This window comes from Pseudomonas oryziphila, from assembly GCF_003940825.1.
GTDB classification, from domain to species: domain Bacteria; phylum Pseudomonadota; class Gammaproteobacteria; order Pseudomonadales; family Pseudomonadaceae; genus Aquipseudomonas; species Aquipseudomonas sichuanensis.
Genome location: NZ_CP034338.1, coordinates 1,306,285 through 1,320,270, shown reverse-complemented (window position 1 = coordinate 1,320,270; position 13,986 = coordinate 1,306,285). Strand labels below are relative to the sequence as shown.

14 protein-coding genes are annotated in these 13,986 nt (G+C 64.8%); 4 read left to right on the top strand and 10 right to left on the bottom strand.

Annotation, left to right across the window (positions count from 1 at the left end; genetic code table 11):
* Positions 1 to 133 precede the first annotated feature (133 nt).
* Positions 134 to 1,309, top strand: coding sequence for a Na+/H+ antiporter NhaA (nhaA, locus tag EJA05_RS06270; RefSeq protein ID WP_125857670.1), 1,176 nt, complete (start codon positions 134 to 136; stop codon positions 1,307 to 1,309).
* Between the two features lie 64 nt (positions 1,310 to 1,373).
* Here the strand turns inward: nhaA and EJA05_RS06265 are convergent, their stop codons facing one another.
* On the bottom strand, positions 1,374 to 1,838 hold the full coding sequence (locus tag EJA05_RS06265; protein ID WP_110996277.1) for an outer membrane lipoprotein: 465 nt from the start codon (positions 1,836 to 1,838) through the stop codon (positions 1,374 to 1,376).
* 149 nt (positions 1,839 to 1,987) lie between these two features.
* On the opposite strand from EJA05_RS06265, the gene EJA05_RS06260 reads away from it, so the two are divergent.
* Entirely contained in the window at positions 1,988 to 2,221 is a 234-nt protein-coding gene (locus tag EJA05_RS06260; protein ID WP_125857669.1) for a hypothetical protein, read from the top strand.
* Here the strand turns inward: EJA05_RS06260 and pdxH are convergent.
* The 5 genes from pdxH to dinG all read right to left on the bottom strand — a co-directional run bounded on the left by pdxH (position 2,218) and on the right by dinG (position 9,685).
* Entirely contained in the window at positions 2,218 to 2,865 is a 648-nt protein-coding gene (gene pdxH / locus EJA05_RS06255) for a pyridoxamine 5'-phosphate oxidase (protein WP_125462906.1), read from the bottom strand. The genes EJA05_RS06260 and pdxH overlap by 4 nt on opposite strands.
* A 19-nt stretch (positions 2,866 to 2,884) precedes the next feature.
* Positions 2,885 to 3,865, bottom strand: a complete 981-nt coding sequence (locus EJA05_RS06250; RefSeq protein WP_125857668.1) for an OmpA family protein — start codon at positions 3,863 to 3,865, stop codon at positions 2,885 to 2,887.
* Positions 3,866 to 3,964: 99 nt separating this feature from the next.
* Positions 3,965 to 5,110 carry a serine hydrolase domain-containing protein gene (locus EJA05_RS06245; RefSeq protein WP_125857667.1) on the bottom strand — a complete coding sequence of 382 codons (1,146 nt, stop codon included), beginning with the start codon at positions 5,108 to 5,110 and terminating at the stop codon, positions 3,965 to 3,967.
* 124 nt (positions 5,111 to 5,234) lie between these two features.
* The gene (locus tag EJA05_RS06240) at positions 5,235 to 7,460 is read right to left on the bottom strand and encodes a beta-galactosidase (protein ID WP_125857666.1); all 2,226 of its coding nucleotides are present in this window, start codon (positions 7,458 to 7,460) and stop codon (positions 5,235 to 5,237) included.
* A gap of 80 nt (positions 7,461 to 7,540) precedes the next feature.
* Entirely contained in the window at positions 7,541 to 9,685 is a 2,145-nt protein-coding gene (gene dinG / locus EJA05_RS06235; RefSeq protein ID WP_125857665.1) for an ATP-dependent DNA helicase DinG, read from the bottom strand.
* A gap of 98 nt (positions 9,686 to 9,783) precedes the next feature.
* Between dinG and EJA05_RS06230 the strand changes: the two genes are divergently transcribed.
* Positions 9,784 to 10,248, top strand: coding sequence for a CopD family protein (locus tag EJA05_RS06230; protein WP_125857664.1), 465 nt, complete (start codon positions 9,784 to 9,786; stop codon positions 10,246 to 10,248).
* 143 nt (positions 10,249 to 10,391) lie between these two features.
* On the opposite strand, the gene EJA05_RS06225 is transcribed toward EJA05_RS06230, so the two are convergent.
* On the bottom strand, positions 10,392 to 11,174 hold the full coding sequence (locus EJA05_RS06225; RefSeq protein WP_125857663.1) for a class I SAM-dependent methyltransferase: 783 nt from the start codon (positions 11,172 to 11,174) through the stop codon (positions 10,392 to 10,394).
* Between the two features lie 95 nt (positions 11,175 to 11,269).
* Between EJA05_RS06225 and EJA05_RS06220 the strand changes: the two genes are divergently transcribed.
* Entirely contained in the window at positions 11,270 to 11,890 is a 621-nt protein-coding gene (locus EJA05_RS06220) for an energy transducer TonB (RefSeq protein WP_125857662.1), read from the top strand.
* A 12-nt stretch (positions 11,891 to 11,902) separates the two neighbouring features.
* On the opposite strand, the gene EJA05_RS06215 is transcribed toward EJA05_RS06220, so the two are convergent.
* From EJA05_RS06215 to EJA05_RS06205, 3 genes are read right to left on the bottom strand one after another with little or no spacing between them, the layout of a single operon-like run.
* Positions 11,903 to 12,733 carry an isocitrate lyase/PEP mutase family protein gene (locus tag EJA05_RS06215; protein WP_125857661.1) on the bottom strand — a complete coding sequence of 277 codons (831 nt, stop codon included), beginning with the start codon at positions 12,731 to 12,733 and terminating at the stop codon, positions 11,903 to 11,905.
* 32 nt (positions 12,734 to 12,765) lie between these two features.
* Positions 12,766 to 13,635, bottom strand: a complete 870-nt coding sequence (locus EJA05_RS06210; RefSeq protein WP_125857660.1) for a DUF72 domain-containing protein — start codon at positions 13,633 to 13,635, stop codon at positions 12,766 to 12,768.
* 3 nt (positions 13,636 to 13,638) lie between these two features.
* Positions 13,639 to 13,923, bottom strand: a complete 285-nt coding sequence (locus tag EJA05_RS06205) for a hypothetical protein (protein WP_110995541.1) — start codon at positions 13,921 to 13,923, stop codon at positions 13,639 to 13,641.
* Positions 13,924 to 13,986 lie beyond the last annotated feature (63 nt).

Here is a 13,986-nt window from a genome sequence, read left to right as displayed (position 1 = left end):
TGCCGTCTAGGCTTGCCCGGTCGTACCCGCAACACCTTATAACTAAAAAGAATATAATTTTTGTTTTAAAGCATATCCCCACACGCTAGGGTGTACGCCCGTTTCAATCCAGCTATTTGGAGAGCCCTCACCCGTGCGTAGCCTCTTCGCTCGTTTCTTCCAATTGGAAGCCGCCAGCGGCCTGCTGCTGATCGCCGCCGCCGTGCTGGCCCTGATCATCAACAATTCGCCGCTTTCCTATCTGTACAACGGCCTGCTCGAAGTACCGGTCGCCGTCCAGGTCGGCGCCCTCGAGATCGCCAAGCCACTGCTGCTTTGGATCAACGATGGCCTGATGGCGCTGTTCTTCCTGCTCATTGGCCTTGAGGTCAAGCGCGAGGTGGTCGACGGCCACCTGTCCAAGCCTTCGCAGGTGATCCTGCCCGCTACTGCCGCCATCGGCGGCATGCTGGTGCCAGCGCTGATCTATTGGTTCATCAACCGCGACAACCCGGCTGCCGTGGCCGGTTGGGCAATCCCTACCGCCACCGACATCGCCTTCGCGCTTGGCGTGCTCGCGTTGCTGGGCAAACGTGTGCCGGTGTCGCTGAAGCTGTTCCTGATGACCCTGGCGATCATCGACGACCTGGGCGCGATCATCATCATCGCCCTGTTCTATTCCGGCACGCTGTCCAGCCTGTCGCTGATGCTGGCCGGCGCCTGCCTGATCGCATTGCTCGCCATGAATCGCCTGGGGGTGATCAAGCTTGGCCCTTACCTGGTGATCGGCCTGATTCTCTGGGTCTGCGTGCTCAAGAGTGGTGTGCATGCCACCCTTGCCGGTGTGGCCCTGGCACTGTGCATCCCGCTGCGTACCAAGCACGCCGAAACCTCGCCGTTGCTGAGCCTGGAACACGCGTTGCAGCCCTGGGTCGCCTACGCCATCCTGCCGCTGTTCGCCTTTGCCAACGCCGGCGTTTCGCTGGCCGGTGTCACCCTGGAAAGCTTTATCCACCCGGTCCCCATGGGCATCGCGCTCGGCCTGCTGGCCGGCAAGACGGTCGGGGTGTTCGGCCTGACCTGGATTGCCGTCAAGCTGCGCCTGGCCGCACTGCCGGCCGAGGCCAACTGGGGGCAGGTGCTCGGGGTGGCGGTCCTCTGCGGCATCGGCTTCACCATGAGCCTGTTCGTCGGCTCCCTGGCCTTCGTACCGGGTAGCAGCGACTATGCGGGCATGGACCGCATGGGCATCCTCACCGGCTCGTTCTTCGCCGCCGTGGTCGGTTACCTGATCACGGCCATGGCAAGTCGCAAAGCCGCCGCCCGCTGAATCCATCAGGCAAAAACAAACCCCGACCCGGCAAAGCCGTGTCGGGGTTTGTTTTGTCTTGCGATCAGTGCGTGACGCGGCTGGTGCCATCGACAGTCATGATGCGCACACGCTCGCCGACGCGGAAGATTTCGTTCTGCTGCACCTGCTGCACATAGGCGCGCATGCTGCCGTCGTCTTCACGCACGGTGATCTCGACGCCCTGGGTGCGGGTCAGGCCTTCTTCGGCGGCGGAACCGGCCAGGCCACCGGCCACGGCACCGATCACAGCGGCAACGATGCTGCCACGGCCACCGCCAACCGCGCTGCCGGCAACACCACCGACAATCGCGCCGGCACCACCACCGATTGGCGTCTTGGTGCCTTCGATCTTCACGGGACGCAGCGATTCGATGGTGCCCATGCGCACGGTCTGCACGCGGCGGGCCTCATCACGGGAGTAGCTGTCACCGGTCAGCGACGACTGGCAGCCGCCCAGCAACAACGCCATGGTGGTGAAGCTCGCCACCAGCAAAACGGATTTACGCATGAGGACAATCTCCAAAAGTTTCAGGTGCTCATTAGACGCCTCGCCTTGACAGGTGTCACGGCGCAAACGTTATAAATTTGTTCCCATTCAGCTCAGGTACAGCCACCATCGGCTGTGCAAGGGGCACTCGGGTTGGACCAAGGATAGCCATGGATTACTTCATCGTCGTGGTGACGACTGTCGCCGGCCTGTACTTCCACGGCTGGCTGTATCTACGCATGAGGCGTTGGATGGACCGTGACCTGGCGCTTTCGCTGGCCGGGCCGGATCCGGCGAAGCAGGCATTCATGCTCCAGTTGCTGGAGCGGGCGCGGGCAGAAAAGATCAAACGCAAAGCGCTGGCGGCCTGGCTGGAACGCGAGGCCGCCGCGTTCAAGAGTTAAGGTGCCAGGCGCTCACGCTGCCACTGGCCATCCACCAGCCGATAGTTCAGGCGATCATGCAACCGGCTGGCGCGGCCCTGCCAGAACTCGATGCGCTCCGGCAGCAAGCGATAGCCACCCCAGTGCTCGGGGCAATGGGGTTGCGTATCGGAGAAACGCGCCTCGGTGGCCTTGACCAGCCCCTCCAGTTCCTCGCGATCAGCGATCACTCGGCTCTGCGGCGACGCCCAGGCCCCCAGGCGGCTGCCCAGCGGGCGCACCTGGAAGTAATCGTCCGATTCCTTGGCCGTGACCTTTTCCACCCGCCCCTCGATCCGCACCTGACGCTCCAGCGCCGGCCAGAAGAAGGTCATGGCCGCAAACGGCCTGGCCGCGATGTGCTGGCCCTTGGCGCTTTCGTAGTTGGTGAAGAAGGTGAAACCCTGTGCATCGAGGGCCTTGAGCAACAGCACCCGGCAATGCGGGCGGCCGTCGGCATCGACAGTGGCCAGGGTCATGGCGTTGGCTTCCACCGGCAGCTGCTCGGTTTTCACCGCATCGGCGAACCATTGGTGAAACAGCGCGAACGGCTCACCCGGCGCCTGGGCTTCGGCCAGGCCATCACGGGTGTAGTCACGGCGCATATCGGCCAGGGATTGGGTCATGGCTGCGTTTCCTTGACGATCAGTTGGTCTTCGCAGGGCTGTTGGCGGCGACTTTCTTGTCGGTGCTGGCCTTCTTCGCGGCAGGTTTGGCCGGAGCGGCTTTCTTTTTCGCAGCGGCAGTGGCCTTGGCCGGGGCCTTGGCTTTGGCGGCTGGTTTTTTCGCCGCAGGCTTGGCGGCCGGTTTGGCGGCGGCGGCCTTGGCTGCCGGTGCCTTGGTGTCCTGCACCGCAACCATCGGCGCTGCGGCTGGCGCAGGCGCTGCCTGCTGGTACTTGGCCAGCAGGGCGACCATGGTGTCCTTAGGGGTCAGCAGCAGTTCGACACGGCGGTTCAGGGCACGGCCCGGGGCGCTGTCGTTGGCGGCACGCGGCATGACCGAGCCCATGCCTTTGAGCATCAGGCGATCACGTTGCAGGCCGCTGAGACGGAAAATCGCCGACACCGAAGCGGCACGCTCGAGGCTCAGCTTCTGGGTGGCGGCGATAGCACCGCTGCTGTCACCATGGCCGAGGATGAGGATGGCGGTCTTGCTGTCGGCCTCGATGGCCTTGGCCACCTGGGTGATCGGGCTCAGGGTCACCGGCAGCAGCATGTTCGGGCGGTCCGGGTTATAGGAGCCGTCGACCGGGATGGTCACCGCCAGCAGGTCTTCACGGCGCTCCAGCTCGAACTTGCTGCCCTTGATGGCTTCGCGCACCTTGGGTTCGTACTGGTCGAGCCAGGCCTGGGTGGCCTTCTGGTCGATCTTTGGCACGGCCGCAGCTTGCGTGGTTTTCTCGTCGCCACCGAATGGCCACCACCAGCGGCTGCCGCTCTCGGACTTGGCGTCGGCCTTGGCGACGTTTTCGGTCACGGCCGCTTTCACTTCCTTGTCGGCGACTTTATCCGAACCGAAGGGCCACCAGCTCAAGCCGCCGTCTTTCGAACTGTCCTGCGAATGGCTGGCGCAGCCAGTCATGGTCAGGCACAGGGCGAGTGCTAAGGTTTTATGTGAAGACATCAGCGATACACCATGAAATTGAAAGAAATTCTACCCACACCTTTCAGGCGTTGGCACTGAGGATAGTCAAAGGGCCGGGGCAATACCCGCGCCACCCGATCAAAGGCAGCCGGCAAGCACACGTACCAGTTTTTGCGCGCGCGGGTCCATCAGCACGTACGGGCCCAACGTATTGGTGACGAAGCCGAAGGCCACGTCGTGTTCGGGGTCGGCAAAGCCGACCGAGCCACCTGCCCCGGGATGCCCGAAAGCCCGGGCGCCGAGGCCGAAGGTGGCGTTGGCCACCTGGGGCTGGTCAAGCATGCAGCCCAGGCCAAAGCGGGTCTGGGTCAGCAGGGTGCGATCCTGGCCGAGGCTGTGTTCGCGGGTCAGCTCGTCGAGCAGTTCGGACTCCAGCAGGCTGCCATCGAGCAGGCCGGCGTAGAACCCCGCCAGGCTGCGCGCATTACCGTGGCCATTGGCCGCCGGTTGCTGCATGCGCCGCCATTCCGGCTTGTTGGTGCTGGTGAGGATCGCCGGCGGGTTGGTGAAGGCGCGGGTCGACAGTGCTTCGGGTTCGCGCATGGTCACCTGCAACAGGCGCTGGGCCGCAGCATCGCCCGGGTTACCCTTGCCGCGGGCGATGTGCGCCACGCGGTGGAATTCTTCGTCCGCCAGGCCCACATGGAAATCCAGGCCCAGCGGCCTGGCGGTGCGCGCGACAATCGACTCGCCCGGCCCACGACCATCGGCTCGGCGGATCAGCTCACCGATCAGCCAGCCATAGGTGATCGCGGCATAACCATGCTCGGTGCCTGGGGTCCACCAGGGGGCCTCGGCGGCCAGCGCGTCGACCATCGCCTGCCAGTCGTACAGGGCCTCGGCCGGCAACAGTTCACGAATGGCCGGCAGGCCGGCGCGGTGGCTGAGCAGCTGGCGCAGGGTGACCTGCTCCTTGCCGGCCTGGGCGAATTCCGGCCAGTAGCGCGCAACCGGCGCATCCAGTGCCAGCTTGCCCTCGCCCACCAGTTGCAGGGCGGTGACGGCGGTGAAGGTCTTGGTGCAGGAAAACAGGTTGGCGATGGTGTCGCTGTGCCAGGCCTCACGGCCATCCTTGTCGGCACTGCCGGCCCACAGGTCGACCACGGTCTCGCCGCCGACCTGGATGCACAGCGCCGCACCACGCTCCTGGGGATCCTCGAACAACGCGGCGAAGGCTTCACGCACCGCCTCGAACTTCAGCTCATAGTGGCCCTGAATCTGCACCCGCCTGTTCTCCGTACGACCTTGCTGAAAAAGGCGTGCATTGTTTCAGTAGTTGGCCGTTTTGCCTACTGAATGTGGCCGGGTGGTCGCAAGGAAAAACTGATATTCGAGGCGCGCAGGGCGGTCACTGCGCGGGTTTGTCGAGGGCCTTGCGCAACTGACCAACGGCTTGCAGGTTGCTGCGGCGCACCGCCTCGACAAAGCCCGGATAGGCCACATCGGTGATGGCCACCAGCCCCAGATGGCCATTTTCTCCATCGAGCAGACGCCCGCTGGCTGGTTGGTCGAGGTACTGGAACCAATGGGCGCCAACGATCATCGGCTGGGCCAGGGCCGCCTTGAGGAAATTGCCGTACGCCGGGCCACGGTCTTCCTCGCGGGCCACTTCCAGCGGGCCGGGCCAGAACGGGCCACGGTCGCGGGAGCCGAACTGGAATTCCGATACCAGCACCGGCTTGTCCAGCTCGGCCAGCCTGGCGAAGTCATAACCGTCTTCGGGCTTGAGGGTATAGAAGTTGAAGCTGAGCACGTCGCAGAACTCGGCGCAGGCCTTGACCGCTTCCGGCGTGCTCACGGCGAAGCGGCCGCCCAGCAGCAGGTGATTGGGGGCATGCCACTTCAGTGAATCGGCAATGGTCTTGAAGTAGGTCTGGGCGAACACCTGCTGGAAGTACTGGTAGTCGCGCTCGATTTCCGGGTGCGCAGGGTCGGGCAGCGGTGCCTCGAAGCCGGGGTCTTCCATCAGTTCCCAGGCGCTCAGCTCGATGCCCCAGGCTTTCGACAGCCCTTCCTGGTTGCGGTACTTGTCGCGCAGCTGCTTGAGGAACGCGCGCTTGGCCGGTACATCGGTGGTCAGGCGCAGGGTGCCGTAGGCCAATCCATAGCGGGCCTTCGGGTCGTCACCGGGTGCGGCCCAGGCCAGTTCGTTGTCGGCGAAGTAGCCGATCAGCCATGGGTCGTCGCGGTGGTCACGGGCGGCGATGGCCACGGCGCGCTCGGTGGCCATGGCGAAACGCGGGTCGAACGGGTCAGGCATGCGCCCCCACCAGTCCATCCCGGTGCTGATGCTGGCGTAGTCGCCGACGATCGACAGTGGCAGCGTGTACGGCATGCGCTTGGCCTGGGCAAAACCTGGGTCGCTCCAGTTGCCCAGGGTATTGAAGCCCCAGGCCTGCAGGCGGTCGAGGGTGTGCGCCTGCCAGCGCGGCACGTCCAGGGCCGATGGCGGGCAGGCCGGTTCGGGCGACGCCGAGCAGGGTTTGCCGTAGGTACGCTGCAGGTTGGCCGCATAGAAATCGAACCAGCGCCCCTGCTTGAACTGGCGCCCCTGGGACGAGGTGTTGCCATCATCGTTGTTGCCTTCACCATAGAACGCCGCCAGTGCCTCGCCATCAGCGGGCAGTGCCTTGAACATGCTTTCGCGACCGGCGACGTAAGTGCGCCCGCCATCGGCGGCGACGGCATTGACCCCCAGGGAATAGAACGGGTGCCCGTCGGGCGTCACCAGGTACCAGCGCCCGTCGCGTTTTTCGGTACGGAAAAAGCCCTTGGCCTCGAAGGCTGGCCCCGCCAGCAGGCCGCCATAGGCGTCCAGGCCGAGCTTATCGCGCTCGCCCAACCAGCTTTTCAGCTGCGCCTGCTCGCGGCTGTCGGCAGCCTTGAGCTGGTCGTCGCTGACGATCTTTTCCGGCCAGCGCCCACGGGTGGACTGGCCATAGCCGTCGATCAGCTCGCTGTAGGCGGCTTTGAACGCCTGATCGTCGTCCTGCAGGCCGACCTTCTCGATCAACAGGCTCTGCGCCACTTTGGGGCTGGGGATGCTCAGGCTGAACGAGGTGACTTGCTTGAGGTCCACCTCGCCTGCACTGCTGGTCAGCAGCAGGCGCTGGCCTTCATGGGCCCATGGCATCGGCGGGCCGGCGCGCATGCCCTGGCTGAGCGGCGAGCTGGCCTTGAGGGGGATCATCACCGTCTGCGCCGGCCCTGCCGGCAAGTCGATACGGCTGGTGAGGGTGCGCCCATCGCTGCTCTGCACCGCCACGTCGACGGTCAGCGCCCAGTCCATGCCGCTTTGCAGGCGCAGGGTCAGGGCCTGCCCGGCCGACCAGTCCCAGGCGCCGCTGGGCGGTGCCAGGCGCAAGGTCGGTTGCGCCACCGGATTGAACACCACCCTCCGCAACACCTCGCCTTCGGCGGTCTGCTCCGCGTTGTACTGCGGCATCGCAGCGTCCTGGGTGGTCACGTTGACCACCGCGGCGGGGCGCACGAAGCTGAACAGTGTCTGTTGCCCGGCCAGCAACGGCGCACTGAACAACAGGGAGAACATCACAGGCAGGGTACGGCGGATCATAGGGCGGTGGCTCTCCTTCTGAGCCCGGCATGGGCTCACGATCGAGTATGGACAACAAAGGAAGCGTCTTGCTCCGGCAGTCAGCCGATTTCCCGTCGAAATGGCGGCAGCGCATTGAGAATAGCCTTGCCGTAGCGCTGGGTGACCAGGCGCCTGTCGAGCAAGGTGATGATGCCGCGGTCCTGTTCGGTCCGCAGCAGGCGGCCGCAGGCCTGGATCAGCTTCAGCGAAGCGTCAGGCACGGCGATTTCCATGAACGGGTTGCCGCCGCGGGCCTCGATCCATTCGGACAACGCGGCCTCGACCGGGTCATCCGGCACCGAGAACGGGATCTTGGCGATGACCACGTGCTCGCAGTAAGCGCCCGGCAAGTCGACACCTTCGGCGAAACTGGCCAGGCCGAACAACACACTGTGCTGGCCATCGTCGACCCGCGCCTTGTGCTTGTTGAGGGTTTCCTGCTTGGACAGGTTGCCCTGGATCAGCACCAGCTTGCGCCAGTCGCGGTCCAGGCCATCGAATACGTCCTGCATCTGTTTACGCGACGAGAACAGCACCAGCGCGCCCCGCGCACCTTCGACGATGTTCGGCAGTTCACGGATGATCGATGCAGTGTGCGCCGTGGCATCGCGTGGGTCGGCGCCCAGGTCGGGCACCCGCAACAGGCCGGCATCGCCATGCACGAACGGGCTGGGCACCACGCACTGCACCGCGTCGCGCGGCAGCCCCGAGCGCATGCGGAAGCGGTCGAACTTGCCCAGCGCGGTCAAGGTCGCCGAAGTCACCAGGGCGCCATGGGCGACGTTCCACAGGCTTTTACGCAGCATCTCGGCGGCCAAAATCGGGCTGGCATTGACCTCGATATCGAACAGCGCGCCAGTTTCGGCCAGGGTCAACCAACGCGCCATGGGCGGGTTGTCTTCCGGGTCTTCGGCGGTGAACGCGGTCCACAACTCCCAGTTGCCCTGGGCACGGGTCACCAGGCTGCCGAACAGCGGGTACCACTCCTCGGCCTGGTGGCTGGCAATGCCGATGTTGTTCTCGCCGTCCATGCCTTCCTTGAGCAGGTCGGCCAGGCGGGTGAACAGGTCGGTGAGGCGGGCGAAGCCTTTTTTCAGCTCGATGCCGACTTCGCGGATCTGCTCGGGCACCACGCCGCCTTCGAAGCGGTAGCGCGGGCGGTCGCGGCCTTCCATGTCTTCACCGGTGCGGAAATCGGCAACCTGCTCGCACAGGGTGAACATGAACTGCTGCTGGGTACGCACCTCACGGGCCAGCTCCGGCACCTGCTCGATGTAGCGCCCCAGGTCGCCCGGTAGCGGGTGCTGGGCCAACAGCTTGGTGAGGTTCTTGGCCGTCTGCTCCAGCCAGTCGGCGGTGGAGCGCAGGCGCGAATAGTGGGCGAAGTGGCCGATGGCCTTGTCCGGCAGGTGATGGCCTTCGTCGAACACGTACATGGTGTCGCGCGGGTCGGGCAGTACGGCGCCGCCGCCCAGCGCGAGGTCGGCGAGGACCATGTCATGGTTGGTGACGATCACATCGACCTTGCCCATGCCTTCGCGCGCCTTGTAGAACACGCACTGCTGGAAGTTCGGGCAATGGCGGCCGGTGCACTGGCTGTGGTCGGTGGTCAGGCGCGCCCAGTCCTGGTCCTCGACGGCTTCCGACCAGCTGTCGCGATCACCGTCCCAACGGTTGCCGGCGAGCTTCTCGATCATGCTGTTGAACAGCTTCTGGCTGCGCTCGTCGACTTCGATGTGGAAGCCTTCCTCTTCGAACAGCTGGGCGGTGGCCGACTGGGCGTGGCCTTCCTGCAGCAGGATGTCGAGTTTGGACAGGCACAGGTAGCGGCCACGGCCTTTGGCCAGGGCGAAGCTGAAGTTCAGCCCGCTGTTGCGCATCAGGTCGGGCAGGTCCTTGAGCACGATCTGTTCCTGCAGCGCCACGGTCGCGGTAGCGATCACCAGGCGCTTGCCGGCGGCCTTGGCGGCCGGGATCGCGGCAAGGGCGTAGGCGACGGTCTTGCCGGTACCGGTACCCGCCTCGACCGCCACCACGGCGGGCTCGCCGGCACGGCGCCCTTCGTCGTCGCAGGCGATGTCGCCGAGCACCTTGGCCACTTCGGCGATCATCAGGCGCTGGCCATAGCGTGGTTTGAGGCTTTTGGCTTCGAGGAAACGCGAGTAGGCGCCCTGAATGGTGGCTTTGAGTTCGTTGCTGATCATGGTCTGCAGGCGCCCGGAGGGCTGGATATATTTTCAGTGTTTCGCATGGGCCGGCTATCATACCCCGCTATCGCCCTTTGTGCCGCATGGAGATCCTGATGCTCGCCTTTGCCCTGCCCTACACCCTGCATGTCCTTGCCGCCCTGGTTTGGGTCGGCGGCATGTTCTTCGCCTGGCTGATCCTGCGCCCGGCCACGGTTGCAGCCCTGGAGGGGCCGGCGCGGCTGCGTTTGTGGGTGGAAGTTTTCCAGCGGTTCTTCAGATGGGTCTGGCTGGCGGTGGCGATTTTGGCGATCAGCGGGGTGGCCATGATTCACCTGCGCTTTGCCGGGTTCGAGACCGCGCCGCGGTACGTTCAGGTGATGATCGGCGGCGGGATCGTGATGTTTGCGTTGTTCATGCGGATCCAGTCGTTGCTGCTGCCTGAATTGCGCACGGCGGTGCAGGCTGAGGATTGGGCGGCGGGGGCTGGGGTTCTGGGGCGGATTCGGCGGATGGTCGGGGTCAATCTGGCGATTGGGTTGGCGGTGGTTGCGGTGGCGAGTTCGCGGGTATTGGTTTGATAGTGGCTGGGCCTTCGAGCTTTGGGTTTTGCGTGAAGGCCGCCAGGTGTTCGCCAAAAGCCTTGCAGCGCCTATGAGATCGAGCGCCGCCCGCGCGGCGCTCGATCTCATAGGCGCAGAAGATCTATCGGCGAACACTCAATTCAAGCTTTCAATGCCTTCTTCGGGTAAATATCGTACCGACTCGACTTCCCCTCAAGGCTATGGCTCGGCTTCGGCCCATCGATAATCGGCGCCTTGCGCGGCCGCTTGACCACCACCCGGTGCGAAGCCAACGCCAACGCCGCTTCGAGCAACGCCGGCGCATCCAGGTCATCACCGACCAACGGCCGGAACACCCGCATCTCCTTCTTCACCAGCGCGCTCTTGTCCCGATGCGGGAACATCGGATCAAGGTAGATCACTTGGGGCGCCTCCCCTTCCCACCCACGCATGCGCTCGATGGCATTGCCGGTCAGCAGCCGCATGCGCTCGACGATCGCCCCCACCTCAAGGTCCCCCCGCGCCCGCGCCAGGCCATCTTCCAGCAACGCCGCGATCAACGGCTGACGCTCGATCAAGGTCATCTGGCAGCCCAGGCTGGCCAGCACGAACGCATCCTTGCCCAACCCCGCAGTGGCATCGAGCACCTGCGGCCGCACGCCCTGGGCGATACCCACCGCCTTGGCGATCATCTGCCCGCTGCCACCACCGAACAGCCGCCGATGCGCCGCCTGTCCCTCGACGAAATCCACCCGCACAGGCCCAGGCGCCTGCGGGCCCAGTTGCTGGATCTGCAGGCCATCGGCACCGACCTGCACGGCAAACCCGGCCGCCTCGTCGGCCAGCGGCAAGCCCAGGCGTTCGGCCCATGCCAACGCCTGCGCCTGGAATTCGGGGGTCAGTGCCTCGATCCTGATACCTGTGCCCAGCTCTTGCTCTACCATCGGATCCCGCACTCGAAATTAATTAATGAAACCCCGGCCTCAGCCGATACACGCAGTATCCGCTATTCTGCCAGAGCACAACGCGCGCGACTGCCATGTCAGACACTCTCCCCATCGGCTTGACCTACCTGTCGCCTGTCGGCAACTACGGTCGACAGAACTCCCAGGCACTGGGCGGCGTCAGCCACCTGTGGCAGGACTTCTTCGCCCGGGCCATGGCCGAGCAGCCGCAAGGGGAAATCGACAGCGTCAGCCAGGCGCTGGTGCAGTACGACAAAGAGAGTGGCGAACCTATCGGCGGCGCCAGGGCCTTGGCCCTGATCGACGCCCAGCGCGCTCTGCCGGTGCATGACACCGAAATCACCCCTCCCGAGCCGCTGTTCCTGCCCAAGGCGGAACTCGAGGCCAACCTGCTGGAACCGGCGCCCGAACCCTTCAGCACCGCCGAGCTGATTACCCAGCAGCGCGACCTCGACATCAGCAACAGCTGGCTGCGCCCGGTGGTCATGAGCCAGGGCCATCCGATTGCCGAGCCCGGCCCCGCGCCATCGCCTCGCCCATTGTTCCTGCCGATCGCCGAATTCGAGATGAACCTGCTCGACCCGGCGCCAGAACCCTTCGACGAGCCTACCCTGGCGAAGCAACAAAACGACCTGGAGTTCGATACCCATTGGGCCCGCCCAGTGGTGTTGAACAACGTTCGCGCATACGCCTGAGAACGCGGGGTTTCAGCGGCGAAACAGATCATTGAGCTGAGCAAATGGCAACGCCTGGTCGCCATAGCCGAACGTGCCCTGTTCGCGGATTTCCAACGCCGCGCGCTGGAAGGCGCCCAGTGCGACGCGGGCCAGCGACGAACCAACACTGATGCGCTTCACGCCCAGATCCTGCAACTGATTGACGCCAAGCGGCACCCCCGGCATGCCCATCAGCACGTTTACCGGTTTGGGCGCCACGGCCTGCACCACCGCGCGAATCTCATCGACGCTGCGCAGCCCAGGCGCATACAACACATCGGCACCAGCGTCGGCATAGGCCTGCAGGCGCCGGATGGTGTCGTCCAGGTCCAGTTTGCCGTGCAGCAGGTTCTCGGCGCGGGCGCAGAGCGTGAACGGAAATGGCAGTTGGCGAGCAGCTTCCACGGCAGCGCGCACTCGCGCCACGGACAGGTCGAAGTCGTAGATCGGCGCCTCGCTGCGGCCACTGGCATCTTCGATCGAACCGCCAACCAGGCCGGTTGCGGCGGCGCGCAGGATCGTCTGCGCACAGTCCTCGGGCAAATCGCCAAAGCCGTTTTCCAGGTCTGCCGCCACCGGTAGCGGCGTGGCATCCACGATGGCCTGGGCATTGCCTAGGGTTTCCTCAAGGCTCAGGGCGCCTTCGGCATCCGGGCGCCCCAGGCTGAACGCCAGCCCCGCACTGGTAGTGGCCAGTGCTTCGAAGCCAAGGGCCGCCAACATCCTGGCCGAACCCGCATCCCAGGGGTTGGGGATGACGAATGTGCCATCGCGTTCATGCAGCGCCTTGAAGGCTTCGGCTCGCAGGGTTTGCACATCCATGGTTCAACCTCCGGCAGATGAAGAAAGTGTCGTCAGAGTAGCCCTAGCTGTTCGACCTCGGGCGCGCGCGGCAATTCCGGTAACGCGGCCAGCCCGGGCAGGCGGGCCATCAGCCGCTGGTGGAAATGCTGGGCAAGCGCTGCAGCCATCCGGTTGTCGGCGGTGTGCAGAAATACATAGGGGCTACGGCCCTCCTCGATCCACACCGCCACCTTGTCGACCCAGGGGGTAAGGAAGGTTTCGTTGGCCGCAAGCTCAGGGTGACCGATAAAGCGCACCTGCGGATGCTGGCTGAACGAACACGGGCGGGGCGGCACCTTGGGCTTCTTGGACTGCGCATGCAGCACACCGGGCTCACGAGATGTGCAGCTGAACAGCGCTCTCGGGTCCAGGCAGATGCGCTCGACACCCCGCTCATGCAACAGCCGATTGAGCAGGCGCTCTTCGTCTCCACGGGCGAAGAACGCATCGTTGCGCACCTCAACGGCAACCGGCACGCCAACCTCATCCAGAAAATACGCCAGCTCACCCATGCGCGAGGGCCCGAACTGCGCCGGCAACTGCAGCCAGTAGGGGGACACGCGCTGCCCCAACGGCGCCATCAATCGGGTGAAGTCGATCGCCGAATCAAGTTGCGCGCGCAGGTCCCCGGCATGGCTGACATCGCCCGGAAACTTGGCCGTGAAGCGAAAGCCCGCCGGCATGATCTGCGCCCAGCGCTCTACCGTCGCAGGCGCTGGCCGGGCATAGAAAGTGGTGTTGCCTTCCACGGCATTGAAGACCTGGCTGTACAAGCCGAGGAACTCAGCCGTGCGTGCATCGGCGGGATAGAGATACTCACGCCAGGCGTTTTCGCTCCAGGAGGGGCAACCGAGAAAGTAGGGCTGGGGGGACGGAATCATCCGTCAAATGTACAGGTCCAGCCCCAGCACTTCCATATCCCAGTCGGTGAAGCCCGCGGTGGTCAGGTAGCTGGCCAGTGCCGTGGAGGTACGCCGGTCACGGGCGCGGGGGAAGATCAGGTCCTGCTGGCGGGCCGGCAGGTTGGCGCTGCGGCGGTTGGCACGGCTGGCCTGCTGTTCGGGCTCTTCGATGATCTCGGCGTCATCGATCGCTTCGTCACGCACCGGCGCTTTGCGCGGCGGGCGCTTGATGGGGTAACTCTGCGAGGAGAAGCCGTCGATACGCATGGCGTGGGCACTCAGGATCAATGATGGCAATTTAGCAGCATCAGAGATCCATCGCTAATGCCC

Bases quoted from the DNA above. Each gene is read 5' to 3' on its own strand.
- pdxH (WP_125462906.1), bottom strand. From the start codon at position 2,865: ATGACCCAATCCCTGGCCGATATGCGCCGTGACTACACCCGTGATGGC.
- EJA05_RS06240 (WP_125857666.1), bottom strand. From the start codon at position 7,460: ATGATCCGCCGTACCCTGCCTGTGATGTTCTCCCTGTTGTTCAGTGCG.
- EJA05_RS06230 (WP_125857664.1), top strand. From the start codon at position 9,784: ATGCTCGCCTTTGCCCTGCCCTACACCCTGCATGTCCTTGCCGCCCTG.
- EJA05_RS06250 (WP_125857668.1), bottom strand. From the start codon at position 3,865: ATGTCTTCACATAAAACCTTAGCACTCGCCCTGTGCCTGACCATGACT.
- EJA05_RS06265 (WP_110996277.1), bottom strand. From the start codon at position 1,838: ATGCGTAAATCCGTTTTGCTGGTGGCGAGCTTCACCACCATGGCGTTG.
- EJA05_RS06225 (WP_125857663.1), bottom strand. From the start codon at position 11,174: ATGGTAGAGCAAGAGCTGGGCACAGGTATCAGGATCGAGGCACTGACC.
- EJA05_RS06205 (WP_110995541.1), bottom strand. From the start codon at position 13,923: ATGCGTATCGACGGCTTCTCCTCGCAGAGTTACCCCATCAAGCGCCCG.
- EJA05_RS06215 (WP_125857661.1), bottom strand. From the start codon at position 12,733: ATGGATGTGCAAACCCTGCGAGCCGAAGCCTTCAAGGCGCTGCATGAA.
- EJA05_RS06220 (WP_125857662.1), top strand. From the start codon at position 11,270: ATGTCAGACACTCTCCCCATCGGCTTGACCTACCTGTCGCCTGTCGGC.
- EJA05_RS06210 (WP_125857660.1), bottom strand. From the start codon at position 13,635: ATGATTCCGTCCCCCCAGCCCTACTTTCTCGGTTGCCCCTCCTGGAGC.
- dinG (WP_125857665.1), bottom strand. From the start codon at position 9,685: ATGATCAGCAACGAACTCAAAGCCACCATTCAGGGCGCCTACTCGCGT.
- EJA05_RS06260 (WP_125857669.1), top strand. From the start codon at position 1,988: ATGGATTACTTCATCGTCGTGGTGACGACTGTCGCCGGCCTGTACTTC.